Annotated in this window: 16 protein-coding genes; 15 read left to right on the top strand and 1 reads right to left on the bottom strand. The window is 52.8% G+C overall.

Going from position 1 to position 16,539, the window contains the following annotated elements; translation table 11 throughout:
• The first annotated feature begins 16 nt into the window (after positions 1–16).
• Genes pstC through DG046_RS01490 form a run of 9 tightly spaced genes read left to right on the top strand, consistent with a single transcriptional unit; the run spans position 17 to position 7,872 of the window.
• Entirely contained in the window at positions 17–874 is an 858-nt protein-coding gene (pstC, locus tag DG046_RS01530; RefSeq protein WP_108830838.1) for a phosphate ABC transporter permease subunit PstC, read from the top strand.
• Positions 874–1,692 carry a phosphate ABC transporter permease PstA gene (gene pstA / locus DG046_RS01525; protein WP_108830837.1) on the top strand — a complete coding sequence of 273 codons (819 nt, stop codon included), beginning with the start codon at positions 874–876 and terminating at the stop codon, positions 1,690–1,692. Before pstC ends, pstA begins: the two co-directional genes overlap by 1 nt.
• On the top strand, positions 1,693–2,451 hold the full coding sequence (gene pstB / locus DG046_RS01520) for a phosphate ABC transporter ATP-binding protein PstB (RefSeq protein ID WP_108830836.1): 759 nt from the start codon (positions 1,693–1,695) through the stop codon (positions 2,449–2,451).
• A 12-nt stretch (positions 2,452–2,463) separates the two neighbouring features.
• Positions 2,464–3,135, top strand: coding sequence for a phosphate signaling complex protein PhoU (gene phoU, locus DG046_RS01515; protein ID WP_108830835.1), 672 nt, complete (start codon positions 2,464–2,466; stop codon positions 3,133–3,135).
• A 1-nt stretch (position 3,136) separates the two neighbouring features.
• Positions 3,137–3,814: a response regulator transcription factor gene (locus DG046_RS01510; protein WP_108830834.1), complete on the top strand. Its 678-nt coding sequence runs from the start codon at positions 3,137–3,139 to the stop codon at positions 3,812–3,814.
• Entirely contained in the window at positions 3,811–5,532 is a 1,722-nt protein-coding gene (locus DG046_RS01505; protein WP_108830833.1) for a sensor histidine kinase, read from the top strand. Before DG046_RS01510 ends, DG046_RS01505 begins: the two co-directional genes overlap by 4 nt.
• A 41-nt stretch (positions 5,533–5,573) precedes the next feature.
• The gene (locus DG046_RS01500; protein ID WP_108830832.1) at positions 5,574–6,251 is read left to right on the top strand and encodes a response regulator transcription factor; all 678 of its coding nucleotides are present in this window, start codon (positions 5,574–5,576) and stop codon (positions 6,249–6,251) included.
• A complete protein-coding gene (locus tag DG046_RS01495; protein WP_234411438.1) occupies positions 6,248–7,684 on the top strand; it encodes a sensor histidine kinase in 1,437 nt (478 codons plus the stop codon). The genes DG046_RS01500 and DG046_RS01495 overlap by 4 nt, the downstream gene beginning before the upstream one ends.
• Entirely contained in the window at positions 7,681–7,872 is a 192-nt protein-coding gene (locus DG046_RS01490; protein WP_108830831.1) for a hypothetical protein, read from the top strand. The genes DG046_RS01495 and DG046_RS01490 overlap by 4 nt, the downstream gene beginning before the upstream one ends.
• A gap of 48 nt (positions 7,873–7,920) precedes the next feature.
• Here the strand turns inward: DG046_RS01490 and DG046_RS01485 are convergent, their stop codons facing one another.
• The gene (locus DG046_RS01485) at positions 7,921–11,364 is read right to left on the bottom strand and encodes a pyruvate carboxylase (RefSeq protein ID WP_108830830.1); all 3,444 of its coding nucleotides are present in this window, start codon (positions 11,362–11,364) and stop codon (positions 7,921–7,923) included.
• Between the two features lie 145 nt (positions 11,365–11,509).
• Here DG046_RS01485 and cbiB point away from each other — a divergent pair, with 145 nt between their 5' ends.
• Genes cbiB through cbiD form a run of 6 tightly spaced genes read left to right on the top strand, consistent with a single transcriptional unit; the run spans position 11,510 to position 16,534 of the window.
• The gene (gene cbiB / locus DG046_RS01480) at positions 11,510–12,427 is read left to right on the top strand and encodes an adenosylcobinamide-phosphate synthase CbiB (protein WP_108830829.1); all 918 of its coding nucleotides are present in this window, start codon (positions 11,510–11,512) and stop codon (positions 12,425–12,427) included.
• An 8-nt stretch (positions 12,428–12,435) separates the two neighbouring features.
• The gene (locus DG046_RS01475) at positions 12,436–13,191 is read left to right on the top strand and encodes a sirohydrochlorin cobaltochelatase (RefSeq protein WP_108830828.1); all 756 of its coding nucleotides are present in this window, start codon (positions 12,436–12,438) and stop codon (positions 13,189–13,191) included.
• Positions 13,179–13,880: a precorrin-2 C(20)-methyltransferase gene (locus DG046_RS01470; RefSeq protein WP_108830827.1), complete on the top strand. Its 702-nt coding sequence runs from the start codon at positions 13,179–13,181 to the stop codon at positions 13,878–13,880. The genes DG046_RS01475 and DG046_RS01470 overlap by 13 nt, the downstream gene beginning before the upstream one ends.
• The gene (locus tag DG046_RS01465) at positions 13,826–14,878 is read left to right on the top strand and encodes a pyridoxal phosphate-dependent aminotransferase (protein ID WP_159082022.1); all 1,053 of its coding nucleotides are present in this window, start codon (positions 13,826–13,828) and stop codon (positions 14,876–14,878) included. Before DG046_RS01470 ends, DG046_RS01465 begins: the two co-directional genes overlap by 55 nt.
• Positions 14,871–15,491, top strand: coding sequence for a precorrin-8X methylmutase (locus DG046_RS01460; RefSeq protein WP_108830825.1), 621 nt, complete (start codon positions 14,871–14,873; stop codon positions 15,489–15,491). The genes DG046_RS01465 and DG046_RS01460 overlap by 8 nt, the downstream gene beginning before the upstream one ends.
• Complete coding sequence (gene cbiD / locus DG046_RS01455) at positions 15,488–16,534, top strand: cobalt-precorrin-5B (C(1))-methyltransferase CbiD (RefSeq protein WP_108830824.1); 1,047 nt, start codon at positions 15,488–15,490, stop codon at positions 16,532–16,534. The genes DG046_RS01460 and cbiD overlap by 4 nt, the downstream gene beginning before the upstream one ends.
• The last annotated feature ends 5 nt before the right edge of the window (positions 16,535–16,539 follow it).

The following is a 16,539-nucleotide window of genomic DNA, read 5'->3' as shown; positions in this document are numbered from 1 at the left end:
GAAAAGGAGGAGAACCATGCATTCAAAAGGTTTTGAAAAAACGTGGGAGTTTATCTTTTTACTGTGCTCCCTTATTTCGGTTTTATCCATTATCGTTATTTGCTACTTTATTTTTAAAAACGGCGTACCCTTTATTTTAGAGACGGGGATCGCCAAATTCTTAATGGGAACGGACTGGAAACCCACGGCCTCACCGCCATCCTTCGGGATTCTGCCCATGATCGTCGGCTCCATCTACGTCACCATCGGATCCATCATCGTCGGCGTGCCCATCGGGGTCTTAACCGCCGTGTTTATGGCTTTCTACTGCCCGAGCAGGCTTTACAAAATCTTAAAGCCCGCAGTGAACCTCATGGCCGGGATTCCTTCGATTATCTACGGCTTCTTCGGCCTCATGGTCTTCGTACCCATCGTGCGGGGCTGGTGGGGCGGCACGGGGATGACGGTCTTTACGGCGTCGGTGCTCTTGGGGATTATGATTCTTCCCACGATTATCGGGCTCTCCGAATCGTCGCTGCGCTCCGTGCCCACGTCCTACTACCAAGGCTCCATCGCCCTGGGCGCCACCCACGAACGCAGCTTAATGCGCGTGGTCGTACCGGCGGCGAAGTCGGGGATTTTGGCGGCGATTATTTTAGGCATCGGCCGTTCCATCGGCGAAACCATGGCGGTTATCATGATCGCCGGGAACCAACCCATCGTACCCGAGAGCATAAAAATGGGCACCCGCACCATGACGGCCAACATCGTTTTGGAAATGGCCTACGCCACCGGCGCCCATCGGGAAGCCTTGATCGCCACCGGCGTGGTTCTCTTCATCTTTATCTTGCTGATCAATCTTATCTTTAATGTCGTAAAAAGGAGGATGGACTAATGAAAACGCGCTCGTCCATCGTACGCGGGCTCATCCTCGCGGCGGCCTTTATTACCTTTGCCGTCTTGATCGTTCTCGTCGGCTACATCGTACTCAAAGGGGTACCCCACTTAAATCCGGCCATGTTTGAAAAAACCTACACCACCGAGAACGTGTCCATGTTCCCCGCCATTATCACCACCCTTATCGTCGTGGTGCTCTCTCTTTTAATCGCCACGCCTCTGGGCATCTTCACCGGTTTCTATTTGGTGGAATACGCGAAAAAAGGCAGCCGCATCGTGGAAGTGATTCGCCTCACCACGGAAACCCTCTCCGGGATTCCCTCGATTCTCTACGGCCTCTTCGGCATGTTGTTTTTCTCCATCGCCCTGAACCTTGGCTATTCCATTCTTTCCGGCGTCTTTACCTTGTCCATTATGATTCTGCCTTTAATCATCCGCTCCACGGAAGAGGCCTTAATGGCAGTGAACGACAGCTTGCGCAGCGGCTCCCTCGCCCTGGGCGCGGGGAAGCTTCGCACCATTATTCGCGTCGTCCTCCCTGTGGCCGTGCCGGGGATTTTATCTGGCGTCATCTTGGCCATCGGCCGCTGCGTCGGCGAGACGGCGGCATTAATGTTTACCTTAGGGACGACCACAGATATGCCTACAAGCCTTTTGTCTTCGGGCCGCACCTTGTCCCTTCACATGTACGTCCTTTCTACGGAAGGATTGTTTGTGGACCAGGCCTTTGCTACGGGCTTTGTTCTGATCGTATTAACCCTTTTAATTAACGCATTAAGTTCCTTTATCGGATCAAAATTAGCAGGAGGCAATTAAATGAGTGAGACAAAACTGTTGGTCAGCGACGTTGATTTATGGTATGGCGATTTTCAAGCGTTAAAGAAGATCAATTTGGATATAAAGAGCAATGAGATCACGGCGTTCATCGGCCCCTCGGGCTGCGGGAAATCCACCATGTTAAAATGCCTGAACCGCATGAACGATTTGGTGGAAGATTGCCGCATCGAGGGCCACATGCTCTTGGACGGCAAGGATATTTACGATCCCGGCTACGACGTGAATCTTTTGAGAAAGCGGGTCGGCATGGTGTTTCAAAACCCCAATCCCTTTCCCATGAGCATTTATGACAACATCGCCTACGGGCCCAGAACCCACGGCATTAAAAACAAAAACGATCTGAACGAAATCGTGGAGCGCTCCTTAAAGGGCGCCGCCATTTGGGAAGAAGTTAAAGACAAGCTTCACCAACGGGCCACGGAAGTCTCCGGCGGGCAACAACAGCGGATTTGCATCGCCAGAGCCTTGGCCGTGGAGCCGGAAGTGCTCTTAATGGACGAGCCCACCTCGGCCCTGGACCCGATTTCTACATTAAAGATCGAAGAACTGGTACAAGATTTAAAAAAGGATTATACTATTGTCATGGTCACTCACAATATGCAACAGGCGGCGCGGGTGTCGGACAAGACGGCGTTTTTCCTTACGGGAGAAGTCATTGAGATGGATTCGACGGAGCGAATGTTCTCCAATCCGCAGGATAAGCGGACGGAAGATTACATTACCGGTCGTTTCGGTTAATAGGGGGATGACATGAGAAAACAATACGATTTAGAACTGGACGAATTAAATACCCTGCTTATAAAAATGGCGGCCACGGTGGAACAAGCTGTCGCCGACGCCATGATGGCCTTAAAGAACCGGGACAAGGATCTGGCGATTTCCGTATCCAAAAACGACCGGGATGTGGACCGCATGGAGCGGCATATTGAGGATATGTGCCTCATGCTCCTGTTGAAGCAGCAACCGGTGGCCGGGGACCTGCGCTTTATCTCCGCGGCCCTAAAGATCATTACGGACTTGGAGCGCATCGGCGATCACGCACAGGACATTTGCGAAATTTCCCTCACCATGGACGACAAGCCTCTGTCCGTAACCACGGATTTAATCACCCGCATGTTTGAAGAATCCACGGCCATGATTAAAATGGCCGTCGACGCCTTCATTACAAAAGACGAAGACTTGGCCACCCAATGCATCAATCACGACGACGTGGTGGACGATCTCTTCGTGCAAGTGCGGGAAAAGCTCATCCACAAGCTTCAAAACGGACAAGATGATCCGGAAGAGTCGGTGGATCTTTTGCAGATCGCCAAATACCTGGAGCGGGTAGGCGATCACGCACAAAACATCGGCGAGTGGGTCGTATTCTCCCTCACCGGTCACCACAAGGATTACTTAGGTGTAGAAACATTCGGGGTGTAATATGATTTATTGTGTAGAAGACGAGGGCAACATTCGGGATTTAATCGTCTATGCCCTAAAGAACAGCGATTTCGACGTGCAGGGCTTCGCTTCCGGCGAAGAACTCTTTGAGGCCATGCGCGAAAAAGTGCCGTCCCTCGTTCTTCTGGACATTATGCTTCCCGGGGAAGACGGGCTCTCGATCTTGAGTCGGATCCGCGAAAATCCCACGACGGAAGATATTCCCGTCATTATGCTCACGGCGAAATCGTCGGAACTGGATAAAATCGTGGGTCTGGACAAGGGGGCGGACGACTACATCGTCAAGCCCTTTAGCGTGCTGGAGTTGGTGGCGCGGGTGAAGGCCGTTTTGCGCCGCGCCCGCCCGAAGGAAGAGGGCGACCGCTCCATCGCCATTGACGGCGTCGTCATCGACAATAAAAAGCGCACGGTTCTTGTAAACGGCGAGCCCATTACCTTAACCTACAAGGAATTCGAGCTTTTGTACTATCTTTTCCGAAACAAAAACATCGTCCTGAATCGGGAGACCATTATGGCCCAGGTTTGGGGCTACGATTTCGAAGGAGAGTCCCGCACCGTGGACGTGCACATCGCCTCTTTGCGGCACAAACTGAAAGACAAGGCCTCCCTTATTGAAACCGTGCGAAACATCGGCTACAAAGTAGGATACAAGGAATGAACAAAAAGATACGACGATTCAGTTTTTTAATGGCGTTTATGGTCGCCTTTATATTTCAAATTTCCGCATCCCTCGACTACCACAATCGAGGGATTCGTTATAACGAAAAGAGCCTCGAGGCTCTGACGGACAATTTAAAAAAAGCGGGAAGCGAAGCCGCCCGCCTCCATCAGTTAAACCTTCACGCCACGGACAGGGACGACGCCGTCGTCTATTTAAATGGCGAGGGCAAGGTGATTTATACCAACAGTCTTTCCGAGCGCACCGATGCCTTGGCTGATTACGCGAAAAAAAGTCCCCTTAAAGAGAGGGCGAGCGCCGGTTGGGAAGTGTACCACAAAGGTTTTCTCGAAACCCAATACGTTCAGACCACGGTCTTTGAAGACGGCGGCATGCTCATCAATCTCATGACCCACGACAGCATGATGGCCTCCACCTTCCACTACCTGTCCTACACCATCATCGCCACCGTGGCCGGCGGCATGGCCCTCTACCTGCTCATTCTCTACCGCATGGAGCGGGAGGAAGAAGAGGGGGTTTTTCTCATTCAAAATTACCGGCGCTACGTTCAGGATCCGGAATACAAATTGGAACTGAGCCCCCTTCACGAAACCTATGAAGAGGCCCTGAAAAAGGAAGCCATGCGGGAACGCCGGCAGCTGGAAAGTCTGACTTCCAGGCTCACGGGCCTAAACGACATGGTGGACAACATGACCGAGGGCGTGATCCTCGTGGGCGAGGACAGAAAAATCCTCTCCATAAACGAAGCGGCGGTAAAGCTTTTAAATGCCTCCCTCTACATTAATTTTCAGGGGAAGGATCTGCTCTATTTGTGCCGTGAGCGCAATTTTTACGATGCCTTTTCCCGTGCCTTCGACAATCAAAAAGACGACGTGCAAAAAATCGCCATGGAGGGCGTGGTGATCAAGTTTTTCTTCGATCCCATCTTTAACGACGCCGGCGCCTTTTACGGCATGTTGATCTTAATGATCGACGAGACCCAACAGAGCCTGGCCGAGCGCAGTCGCCGGGAATTTACATCCAATGTGACCCACGAATTAAAGACGCCCCTCACCTCCATTTCCGGTTACGCAGAACTCTTGCGATCGGGCATGGTGGCGGAGGAAGATCGAAACAAGTTTTTAGACATTATTCTCGACGAGTCCAACAAGCTCTTTGAGCTGATCAACGCCATTATCAGCATGAGCCGCCTGGAAGAAAAGAATCGCCCGGAAGAGTACCGCGTCGTGGACATGGAAATGTTGGTAAAAGACGTGTTGAAATCCTACGAGCCCGACGCCGCGGTGAAGGACATTCACCTGGGCTTTCAACCGGATCGGGACAATCGCCTCTACACCCACCCGGATCTTATGCGGGAACTTATCGGCAATTTGGTGGACAACGCCATCGCCTACAATGTGAAAGGCGGCAATGTGCGCATCGTTTTGGACGGAAAGGACGAATCCACCTTTGTCGTCACCATTCAGGACACGGGGATCGGCATTTCCTACGACGATCAGCGCCGCATCTTCGAGCGCTTTTACATGGCGGACAAATCCCGGAGTTACAACGAAAAATCTACGGGCCTTGGCCTCGCCATCGTCAAGCACAATGTGGACAGCCTGAAGGGCACCATCGACGTGAAGTCCCAACTGCGCCACGGCAGCACCTTCCGCCTGCGCTTTCCGAAAAAGGGAATCTACTCCTCAAAGTTATAAGGCGGGATTTATAGTATAATAGGTATCGGAAAGAGGTGCCTATGTATAAACTATTGGTCGTAGACGACGAAGCGAAGATTCGGGAAGTGATCCGAACCTACGCGGAATTTGAAGGCTACGAAGTGGCGGAAGCCGTCGACGGCATGGAAGCCGTGGAGATGTGCAAGAGCGAGGATTTCGACGTCATCGTCATGGACGTCATGATGCCTCGCCTGGACGGTTTCAGCGCCTATAAAGAAATAAAAAAAGACAAAGACATCCCCGTATTAATGCTCAGCGCCCGAGGGGAAGAGTACGACAAGCTCTACGGCTTTGAAATCGGCATCGACGATTACGTGGTGAAGCCTTTTTCGCCGAAGGAGCTTATGGCCCGTCTCTCGGTCATCGCCAAGCGCAACAGCAGCGTCAAGGAAAATCACGTGTTGGACTTTAAAGGGCTTTCCATCGACCTGGACGGCAGGGAAGTCTACGTGGACGGCGAGCCCGTGGAAATGACGCCGAAGGAATTCGACCTCTTGGTCTTTATCGCCGAAAACGAAAACATCGCCCTGAGCCGGGAAAAGCTCTTAAACAAAGTGTGGGGCTACGATTTTTACGGCGACGACCGCACCGTGGACACCCACATTAAAATGCTTCGAAACAGCATCGAGCCCTATCGCCGCTACATCGTCACCGTGCGGGGCGTAGGCTATAAATTTGTCGGCGAGGACGAATCGTGACACGGGATACCATCGTGGATCAAAAGAGCATCCGCGTAAAATTTTGGCTGTACTTTTCCGGTATGGCCTTATTTATCTTGCTTCTTTTGTGGCTCTTGCAAATCGTATTTATCAATTCCTTTTACAAGTCCATGAAAATCCGCGACACGGAAAAAGTCGGCCGCACCGTGACCCGCCTCTTCGGCAAGGAAGATTTCGAAGATACCTTGCTGCGTTACAGCTTCGAAAAAAATCTGAGCCTCCAGGTGTACAACGATCGGGGCGGTTTGGTCTTTCCCCTAAACCCTTTGGATTACATCTACCAGCCCACCATTAGCGGCGATGATTTCTTTACTTACTTTCAGCCTCTTTTAAAGAACGACAAGACGGAAGAAACCTATGTGGCGGATTACAAAAACGAAAATGCCTCCACGATTTTGTACGTATCTTATTTAGGGGAAGAGGCGGGGCAGAAGTATTTCCTCGCCGTCTCCGCCAATGTGGATCCCGTGGATTCCACGGTGGAAATACTGAAGGATCAGCTCATGATCGTAAGCATTATTTCCCTCATGGTGGCCTTTATCCTGTCCTTGTACCTGAGCTCCCGCCTGGCACGCCCCTTGTCGGACATGGCGAAGACCGCCAGAGCCCTGGGCCAGGGCAATTACGACGTGCAGTTTAAAGAACAGGACTACACGGAGATCAACGACTTGGCCCGCACCTTGAACTACGCCACCGGCGAATTAACCGACGCCCTGGAAATGCGTAAGGATCTCATCGCCAATGTCAGTCACGATTTTAAAACGCCATTGACGGTTATTAAATCCTACGGCGAAATGATTCGCGACATTTCCGGCGACAATAAAGAACTTAGGGAAAAACACACCCAAACGATTTTGGAGGAAGTGGATTATCTGACGAATTTCGTCAACGACCTTCTGGATCTTTCCCGAGTAGAAAGCGGTCTGGGCACTTTAAGCCTTACTGATGTGAATTTACGAGAGCTTACGGAAGAAGTATTGGCTCGTTTTAAAAGTTTGAAGGAGAAAGGTTACGTCTTTCGAATTCACGGCGGCGGGCTCATGGTATGTGACAGCAATAAAATTCGCCAAGTCATTTATAATTTCATCAGCAACGGCATCAATTATTCCCAAAATAAGAAAGAGATCGATATTTATATTATTTCAGAAGGCAATTTGATCAGTTACTGTGTAAGAGATTACGGCAAGGGCATTCCAAAAGAAGATCAGGATTCCATTTGGGAGCGCTTTTACCGCGGACGGGATCACCACGAGCGTCAAATGGTCGGTACGGGCTTGGGACTGTTTATCTGCAAAAATATATTGGAACTACACGGCTTCCGCTACGGCGTAAAATCGGCTGTGGGCGTGGGAAGCACCTTCTATTTCCAAGGCCCACTGGGAGAAAATGAAAAAGGGGGAACCGTAAGATGAGACGAAATCAATTCGGAATACTGGCGCTGATCCAGTTATTTGTGGCTATTCTCGCCGGCGATATTCTCGTAAAACAATTCTTTTTCAATCGCGACGTTAACATGAATATTTTCTTCGCCGTCGTGGCGCTGGTTATCGGCTTATCGAGCAGCTATCGATCTTATAAAAAGTACAAAGAAATGAAGTAAATCAAAAAGCGACCGAGTCTAACTCAGTCGCTTTTATAATGGATTGATTTAGTCTTCGCCTTCGAGTTCGATTAAAAGTTGGCCGCTTTCGATGCCGTCGCCTTCTTTAACGAAAATGTGTGCGATGACACCGTCGCGAGGCGAAATCACATTGGTTTCCATCTTCATGGCTTCGAGTACCATAAGAGGTTGTGATTCCTTCACTTTATCGCCTACGGCAACGTTGATTTTCGCAACGGTGCCGGGGATGGAGGCGCCGACTTCCAGGGGATTGCTGTCATCGGCCATTAAGACGCCGCTGCCGCCGGTGGTGGGCATGGGGCGGGTGTTGTCTGTAATGTCGATGCTGCGTCTGGAGCCGTTAATATCGAAGGTGACGGTGCGGGTACCGTCTTCTTTCAGGCGACCCACTTCGACTAAGGTGACGATCATTTTCTTGCCTTCGCCGACGGCCACTTCGGCGGTTTCGCCTTCTTGCAAGCCGTGGAAGAAAATGTCGGAGCCCATGCGCCAAAGTTGATCGTATTTGCTGAAGTTTTTGGCGTATTCGTCAAAGACCTTCGGGTAGAGAGAGTAGCTGGTGACTTCTCGCTCGGAGGGTTCCCGGCCCATAATGTCTTTTAAGTGGGCCTTGTCCGCTTCGTAGTCCTCGGGATCCAAAAGTTTGCCCGGGCGAACGGTAATGGGCTTTTCGTCTTTTAAGACGATTTTTTGCAGTTTTTCCGGGAAGCCGCCGTAAGGTTGGCCCATCATGCCCTTGAAGTAGGTGACGACGGAATCCGGGTAGTCCAGATTGGCGCCTTTTTCGTAAATATTTTCAGGGGTCAAATCGTTTTGAACCATGAAGATGGACATATCGCCGACCATTTTCGAGGATGGCGTGACCTTGATGATGTCGCCGACCATTTGGTTGACGTCTTTGTACATTTCCTTTACTTCCTTGAACTTGTGGCCCAGGCCGAAGCTTTCGACTTGGGGTTTCAAGTTGGAGTATTGGCCGCCGGGAATTTCGTATTTGTAAATTTCCGTGGTACCGCTCTTGAGATCCGATTCGAATTGTTCGTAAACGGGGCGAACGGCAGCCCAGTAGGCGGAAATGCGGTCGATGGCATCCAGATCGATGCCCGTGCTTCTGGAGGTGTTTTCCAGCGCTGCCACGACGGAGTTTAATGCCGGTTGCGAGGTGAGCCCGCTCATGGAGTTAATGGCCGTATCGGCAATGTCCACGCCGGCTTCGGCTGCCATTAAGACGGTGGCCACGCCGTTTCCGGTGGTGTCGTGAGTGTGGAGATGGATGGGGATGGAGACTTCGTTTTTCAGCGCGCGGACCAATTTGCCGGCGGCGTAGGGCTTCAAGAGGCCGCTCATGTCCTTAATGCCGATAATGTGGCAGCCTACATCTTCCAATTGTTTTGCAAGCTTCACGTAGTATTCCAAGGTGTACTTGTCGCGGCTCTCGTCCAGGATATCGCCGGTGTAGCACATGGTCCCTTCGGCGATTTTGCCGTTGGCGATGGTTTCTTCAATGGCCAGGCGCATGCCTTCGATCCAGTTCAGGGAGTCGAAGATGCGGAACAGGTCGATGCCGCCTTCTGCCGATTCCTTAATGAATTTCTTGACCACATTGTCCGGGTAGTTTTTGTAGCCGACGGTGTTGTTGCCGCGGACCAACATTTGCATCAGGAGATTTGGCATGGCGTTTCGTAAGAGATCCAGCCGTTCCCAGGGATCTTCGTGAAGGAAACGATAGGCGACGTCGAAGGTGGCTCCGCCCCACATTTCCATACTGAAGATTTCTCTGATGTTGTAGTTCATGGACTTGGCGACTTTCAGAAGGTCGATGGTACGCATGCGGGTCGCCATTAAGGATTGATGGGCGTCTCGCATGGTGGTGTCCGTTAAGAGCAGGCGGTCTTGATCCAAAATCCATTGGGAAAGTTTCTTGGCGCCCAATTCGTCGAAGATTTGTTTGGAGCCTTTGTAGCTTTCTTCTTTGTAAGGGGGAACCACCGGCACGTCGAAGGTTTTTTTCGCGTCGGAATTTTCGTTGACCACGATGTTTCCGATGTGTTCCATGACGCGGAGCTCTTTGTCCGTGGACGTGTTGATGTCGAAGAGTTCCGGGTGTTCGGCGATAAAGCCCGTGTCGCAGGTGCCTTCTCTGAATTCCTTCGTGTTCAAAACATTGAGCAGGAAGCCGATATTGGTTTTGACGCCGCCGACTTTTAATTCCCGAAGGGAACGAATGGATTTATTGACCGTGTCGTCCCAGGTGCGGCCTTGAGTAATGACCTTAACCAAAAGGGAATCGTAGTAGGGGCTGATGACGGCGCCTTGGAAGCCGTTGCCGCCGTCTAAGCGCACGCCGAAGCCGGAGGAGGAGCGGTACAAAGTGATTTGTCCCGTGTCCGGTGCAAAGTTGTTCAGCGGGTCTTCGGTGGTGACGCGGCATTGGATGGAGAAGCCGCGGCGTTCGATGCTTTCTTGGGACGGAATGTCGATGGGCGCATCGGAAAGGGCGTAGCCTTGTGCGATTTGGATTTGGGCTTGAATAATGTCGATGCCCGTGACCATTTCGGTCACCGTGTGTTCTACTTGAATACGGGGATTGACCTCGATGAAGTAGTGGTTGCCGGCGCTATCCACGAGAAATTCAACGGTACCGGCGGAGCGGTAGCCCAGATTTTTCGTGATCTTCAATGCGTCGTTGCAAATGTCTTGGCGCAGTTGATCGGGAATAGAGAAGGCCGGCGTAAATTCGATGACCTTTTGGTGGCGCCGTTGAATGGAGCAGTCCCGTTCAAAGAGGTGAACCACATTGCCGTAGACGTCGCCTAAAACCTGAACTTCGATGTGTTTCGGGCGATCCAGGTATTTTTCGATAAACATGGAGTCGTTGCCGAAGGCTTTTTTCGCTTCGCTCTTTGCGGAGTGGAATTGATCCAAAAGCTCTTCCTTGCTGTTGACCACGCGCATGCCGCGACCGCCGCCGCCGGCTGCCGCCTTAATCATGACGGGATAGCCCGCTTCTTCAGCAAATTTCAGGGCCTCTTCGTCGGAATGAATGGCATCGTCCACGCCGGGAATGGTTTGTACGCCGGCTTCTCTGGCGATGATTTTCGAGGAAATCTTGTCCCCTAATTGACGCATGGTTTCCGCTCTCGGGCCGATAAAGGCGATGCCCGCTTCTTCGCACTTTTGAGCGAAGTCGGGGTTTTCAGCTAAAAAGCCGTAGCCCGGGTGAATGGCGTCGACGCCTTTGTTTTTGGCGAGATGAATGATTTCGTCGATATCCAAATAGGCATCCACGGGATTTTTGCCCTTGCCGATTTCGTAAGACTCGTCGGCTTTTGTGCGGAACAGGGAAAGACTATCTTCTTTTGAATATATAGCAACGGACCGTATGCCGAGTTCACGACAAGCTCGGAAAATACGGATGGCGATTTCGCCGCGGTTGGCGACGAGAATGCGCTTAAATTTTCTTTTCTCCATAATGACCTCCTTGGTAACTAATGGGTCTATTATACCGCTTTAGTCCGGGGAAATCCAATGAAGAAACAGGATTTTACGGGACTTCTTTCCGCTCTATTGTTTCGCATGGGCGGCCATGATAAACTGAAAACAGAAAGGACGGTCCATGGAATTATTGATCGCATTTGTCTTGGATTTTCTCTTTGCGGATCCGGATTGGCTGCCCCATCCCGTGGTAGGCATGGGAAAGATTATCGCAGCAGAATATAAATTAATTTTAAGGGCGCGGGAAGCGTGGAAAAAGCCCTTGGGCATCGCCTGCGCCCTCGTGAATACGGCGGCGATGTATCTTTTGATTCGCGGGCTCTTGGCCCTTTTCAGCGGGCCCGCGAAAACCGCTCTATCCGTCTACCTTCTCTACACGGCCTTGGCGGCAAAGACTCTGCACGAGGAAGCTCACGGCGTGAAAAAGGCCTTGGCCCTGTCCGTGGAAAAGGGGAGGAAGCAGTTGTCGCGAATCGTGGGAAGGGACACGGCGTCTTTGGATGAAGAGGCGATCGTGAAGGCCACGGTGGAGACCGTGGCGGAAAACACATCCGACGGCATTATCGCGCCCCTGTTTTACGCCGCCCTCTTCGGTCCCGCCGGCGCCATGGCCTATAAAATGGTGAACACCATGGATTCCATGGTGGGCTACCGCAACGATATGTATCTGTTGGCGGGCTACGGAGCGGCGAAGCTGGACGATCTTGCCAATTTAATCCCCGCCCGACTCACGGCCCTTCTTATGTGTTTATCGGCAGGCTCCGTCTCCCTTATGAAGCGGGCTTTTCTAACGGTAAAGGAATTTCACGGCGCCCACCTGAGCCCCAACGCGGGCTGGTGCGAAGCGGCGGCGGCCGGAGTCTTGGGGATCGAGCTCGGCGGCGGCCACGATTACTTCGGCGAGTACGTGTATAAGCCCACCATCGGGCGGGCCATTCATCCCGTGGGCCCTTCCGCCATCGACGGTGCCACGAATCTTATGTGGCGCAGCACGCTATTGTACCTGCTTATCTACGCCGCGATTTATTTTTGGATTTAGGAGAGAATATGAAAGCATTGATTATCGCCACCTTCGGCTCCACCCACGAAGACGCCCTTCGCCGGGATTTAGATCCCGTGGTTCGAGACTTAAAAGCGTTGGTCGAGGTGCCCGTGCGGGTGGCCTTTACTTCCCGCATGGTCATAAACCGCTACGAAAAAAAGACGGGCATTCGCTACGAAAACGAAGTGGAAGCCGTGGAAAGCTTTTTAAAAGAAGGATTTAAGGCGGAAGAGATTTTTATACAGCCCCTCCACATTGTCGAAGGCGTTGAATATGAAAAGCTTGCGCGATTAAAAAGCCGCGGCGTGAAGGTGGGAGAAGCCCTCTTTCACGACGAAAAAGATTTGTTGCGCTTTGTGGACGAAGTGGGCCACAGGTTCGAGGCGCCCACGGTTTTCGTCGGCCACGGCAGCCCCACTTCGGCGGATAAATACTACGACGAATTGAACCACCTGTTTGAAGAAAAAAATCTTCCCCACCGGGTCTGCACCATCGAAGGATCCGTCGACGACCGGGTGCCTCTGGCCTACATGAAAGAGAAGGGCTTTAATTCGGTGCAACTGGCGCCCCTCTTGCTCCTCGCCGGGGATCATGCGAAAAACGATATTTTCGGCGACGACGATTCCGTAAAGACGCGCTTCGAAGCCGCGGGAATTAACGTTACGCAGGTGGCCGGCGGCATGGGCAGTTGGGATTTCGTGCGGGCCGTGTATATAGAAAAACTTCGCGCCTATCTGGAGAAAAAGCCATGCGGAAATTAGTGGGCATCGGCGTGGGTCCCGGCGCGGCGGATCTTCTGACACTGCGCGCCCTGCGCTATTTAGAGCAGGCGGATCACATTTTCATTCCCTTGAACAGGGGCAAATCCCGGGCCTACGACACAGTGAAAGAGTTTGTGGACGACGAGAAGGTGGTCTTTCTCGATTTCCCCATGACCGAAGTCACGGCCGCCCACTACAAAAAAGCCTTTGACGAAATCGACGATGCGACGAAGGAAGGGGAACTGTCCTGCCTCCTGACCCTGGGCGACGGCACCATTTACGCGACCTTGATCGAAGTGTTGGCGGCCGGTGATGGGACGGATTTCGAAACGGAACTGGTGCCCGGCATCCCCGCCTTTCTCGCGGGGATCAACGGCGTGGTGGAAAGCCTGACGAAAAAGGGCGAATCCTTTCTATTAACGGATCATTTAGACAAGGCCATTCCTCCGATGGACACCATCGCCCTTTTAAAGACCACGCGGGCGGAGGAAAGCGCAGCACGTTTGCAGGCGGCGGGATATCACCTGCTCTACCTCGAGGAAATTGAGACGGAGCGCTGGGTAGCCTCGGCGGATCCCGCGAACTTCGCCGGGCGGAAGCAGTACATGAGCTTGATGATCGGAAGGAGACGGCCTTGGAACATGGCGGCGATACAAAAACATACCAAGGGAAGAGTGCGCATCCTCTAGCGGATTTCAGCGCCAATATCAATCCCCTTGGCGTGCCTGAAGTTTTAAAGGAAGCCATGGCCCGTGGGCTCGAAGGCGCTCATCGCTATCCGGATCGCTTCTACCGGGATCTGCGCCGGGCATTAGGCGATTGGATGGGCGTGGAGGCGGATCACCTCGTCGTGGGAAACGGCGCCATGGAAATCATCGCCATCTGCATTTCTCTCTTCGACAAAATCTATTTGCCCACGCCGGCCTTCGGCGAATACGAAAGCATCGCAAAGGATCTGAAGAAAGAAATCACCACCTATCCCATGAGCCGGCCCTTTCGGCTGAATGTCGATGATTTCATCGCCCACATGCCTGAAGGGGCCCTCACGATCATTACCAATCCCCACAATCCCACGGGCTATACCCTCTCCGGCGATGAAGTGGCGGAAATTTACGGAGCGGTCGTCGCCCACGACGGGTACTTGCTTGCCGATGAGACCTTTCTGCCCTTTGTAAAGGGTGGGGAAGAAGGGCAGAAGGCGGGGCTATATCGCCCGAAACAGATCACCGTGCGGGCCGCCACAAAGAGCCACGCCCTTCCCGGATTGCGCCTGGGCTGGGCGGTGATGAACGACGGACTTCGGGACCGCTTTTTAGCGCGGCAATTGCCCTGGTCAGTGAACGCCGTGGCGGAAGCCTGCGGCCTGCGCTTAAAGGATTGCGACGAGTACATGGCGAAGTCCCGTGAATTTATCGCGGCGGAGCGTGAGAAGCTTCTGGCGCTCTTTAAAGAATCGGAAATCGCCGAGGCACTGCTCGGGGAGGCGAATTTTCTTTTGATTCGCCTAAAAAGTGGCGATGTGGAGGCCTGTTTCGATTTCTTTCTAAGAGAAGGCATTTTGCTCAGAACTTTTTCGGAAGCGCCCTTAAAAGATCATTATTTCCGCATGGCCGTTCGCGGTGAAAAAGAAAACGCGCGGTTTCGAGAACTGTGGACACAATTTGAAAGGAGCCGGCCCAATGTATGAAAAAAAGCCCATGGCCATTGAAAACACCTCCATGGACATCATCGACGAATATTTACACGACGTGGATTTTAAGGCAGAGGAGCTGCCCGTGGTGCGCCGCATGATCCACACCACCGGCGACGTGGAGTACCGCCACATTATCGACATTCACGAGGATTTTATGGCGGCGGCCCGGGCCGTGGTGAAAAGCGGCGGCAAGGTGTACACGGACACGAACATGGTGCGGGCGGGGATCAACAAAAAGGCCCTGGCGGCTTCGGGGGTGGAACTCATCACCCTGATCTCCGATGAAGAAGTGGCGAAGATCGCCGCCGAGCGAAAGACCACCCGCTCCATCGTGGCAATGGAAGAAGCCGTAAAGCGGGGATGCGAGGGATACATTATCGGCAACGCCCCTACGGCCCTGTTCCGCCTTTTGGAACTCGTGGACGAAAAGAAGGCGGATCCGAAGTTTATTATCGCCGTTCCCGTGGGCTTTGTCGGCGCAGCGGAGTCCAAGGAAAAGGTGGCGGAATACCCCGTGCCCTACATTCGCACCGTGGGCACCAAGGGCGGCAGCAATGTGGCGGCGTCGATTTTTAACGCCCTTCTGTACGAGGAGTTCAGGCGATGAAAAAGACCACCGTCGTGGACGGGAAGCACATGCGATTGGGCTTCACCACCGGGACCTGCGTGGTGGCGGCGGCAAAGGCGGCCATCGAGGCTCTTGAGAATAGGGAGACGATCCATCTTGTCGAGGTAAAGGTGCCTGCGGGGGACGTGCTCGCCATCGACGTCTACGAGCAGATGCGAAGCGACAGCACAGCCACTTACAGCGTGATCAAAGACAGCGGCGACGATCCCGATATCACTAATGGCATGGAAATCTTCGTCACCATTAAAAAGACGGACACGGGCGATGTGCGCTGGGAGAAAGGCGTCGGCGTCGGCACCTTCACCGAAGACGGACTTATGGGAAAGGCCGGCGAGCTGGCCGTGAATCCCGTGCCCCGTCGGGAAATCGAAAATTTGCTTCGCGCCCATATGGATAAAGGCATCGCCATAAAAATCGACATACCCGAAGGGGAGGCATTGGCGAAGAAGACTTTCAATCCACGCTTGGGCATCGTCGGCGGCCTGTCCATTTTGGGGACCTCCGGCCTCGTCGTACCCATGAGCAAAAGCGCCTATGTGGCCACCATCGACCTGGAATTGAAGAAGCTGAGGAGATCCGGCGCAGGTTCTGTGATTCTAACGCCGGGCAATTACGGCGAAGAGCGGGCCGCGGCCCTGGGTCTGCACGTGCCCGTAGTAAAGGTGTCCAATTACTTCGGCGACGCCCTTTGCCTCGCGAGGGATCTCGGTTTTCGCGAAATCACCTTAATGGGCCATGTGGGAAAAATGGCGAAGGTGGCTATCGGCATCTACCAAACCCACTCCGCCGCCGCAGACGGGCGCATGGAAGCCATCGCCTATTACATGGCCAAGGCGGGAGCGAGCGTTGCGGAAATGGATGCGGTGGAAGAGGAAAAGACCGCCGATCAGGCCATAAAAAAAGCCGCCGCCCTGGGCTACGAAAACATTATGGAGGTCATGGAGCGCGGCATCGAAAAGCGTGTGCCATTGTACTTAAAAACCGAGGACATAAAAATCCGCGCGATAATTTACACCATGTAGGAGGA

The organism is Aedoeadaptatus coli (genome assembly GCF_900343085.1).
In the GTDB taxonomy this organism is placed as follows: Bacteria; Bacillota; Clostridia; order Tissierellales; family Peptoniphilaceae; genus Aedoeadaptatus; species Aedoeadaptatus coli.
The sequence above is the reverse complement of the archived record's forward strand: the minus strand, read 5'-3'. Positions and strand labels throughout refer to the sequence as shown.

Bases quoted from the DNA above. Each gene is read 5' to 3' on its own strand.
- DG046_RS01505 (WP_108830833.1), top strand. From the start codon at position 3,811: ATGAACAAAAAGATACGACGATTCAGTTTTTTAATGGCGTTTATGGTC.
- phoU (WP_108830835.1), top strand. From the start codon at position 2,464: ATGAGAAAACAATACGATTTAGAACTGGACGAATTAAATACCCTGCTT.
- pstA (WP_108830837.1), top strand. From the start codon at position 874: ATGAAAACGCGCTCGTCCATCGTACGCGGGCTCATCCTCGCGGCGGCC.
- DG046_RS01510 (WP_108830834.1), top strand. From the start codon at position 3,137: ATGATTTATTGTGTAGAAGACGAGGGCAACATTCGGGATTTAATCGTC.
- cbiB (WP_108830829.1), top strand. From the start codon at position 11,510: ATGGAATTATTGATCGCATTTGTCTTGGATTTTCTCTTTGCGGATCCG.
- pstC (WP_108830838.1), top strand. From the start codon at position 17: ATGCATTCAAAAGGTTTTGAAAAAACGTGGGAGTTTATCTTTTTACTG.
- cbiD (WP_108830824.1), top strand. From the start codon at position 15,488: ATGAAAAAGACCACCGTCGTGGACGGGAAGCACATGCGATTGGGCTTC.
- DG046_RS01490 (WP_108830831.1), top strand. From the start codon at position 7,681: ATGAGACGAAATCAATTCGGAATACTGGCGCTGATCCAGTTATTTGTG.
- DG046_RS01460 (WP_108830825.1), top strand. From the start codon at position 14,871: ATGTATGAAAAAAAGCCCATGGCCATTGAAAACACCTCCATGGACATC.
- DG046_RS01470 (WP_108830827.1), top strand. From the start codon at position 13,179: ATGCGGAAATTAGTGGGCATCGGCGTGGGTCCCGGCGCGGCGGATCTT.
- DG046_RS01485 (WP_108830830.1), bottom strand. From the start codon at position 11,364: ATGGAGAAAAGAAAATTTAAGCGCATTCTCGTCGCCAACCGCGGCGAA.
- DG046_RS01475 (WP_108830828.1), top strand. From the start codon at position 12,436: ATGAAAGCATTGATTATCGCCACCTTCGGCTCCACCCACGAAGACGCC.
- pstB (WP_108830836.1), top strand. From the start codon at position 1,693: ATGAGTGAGACAAAACTGTTGGTCAGCGACGTTGATTTATGGTATGGC.
- DG046_RS01500 (WP_108830832.1), top strand. From the start codon at position 5,574: ATGTATAAACTATTGGTCGTAGACGACGAAGCGAAGATTCGGGAAGTG.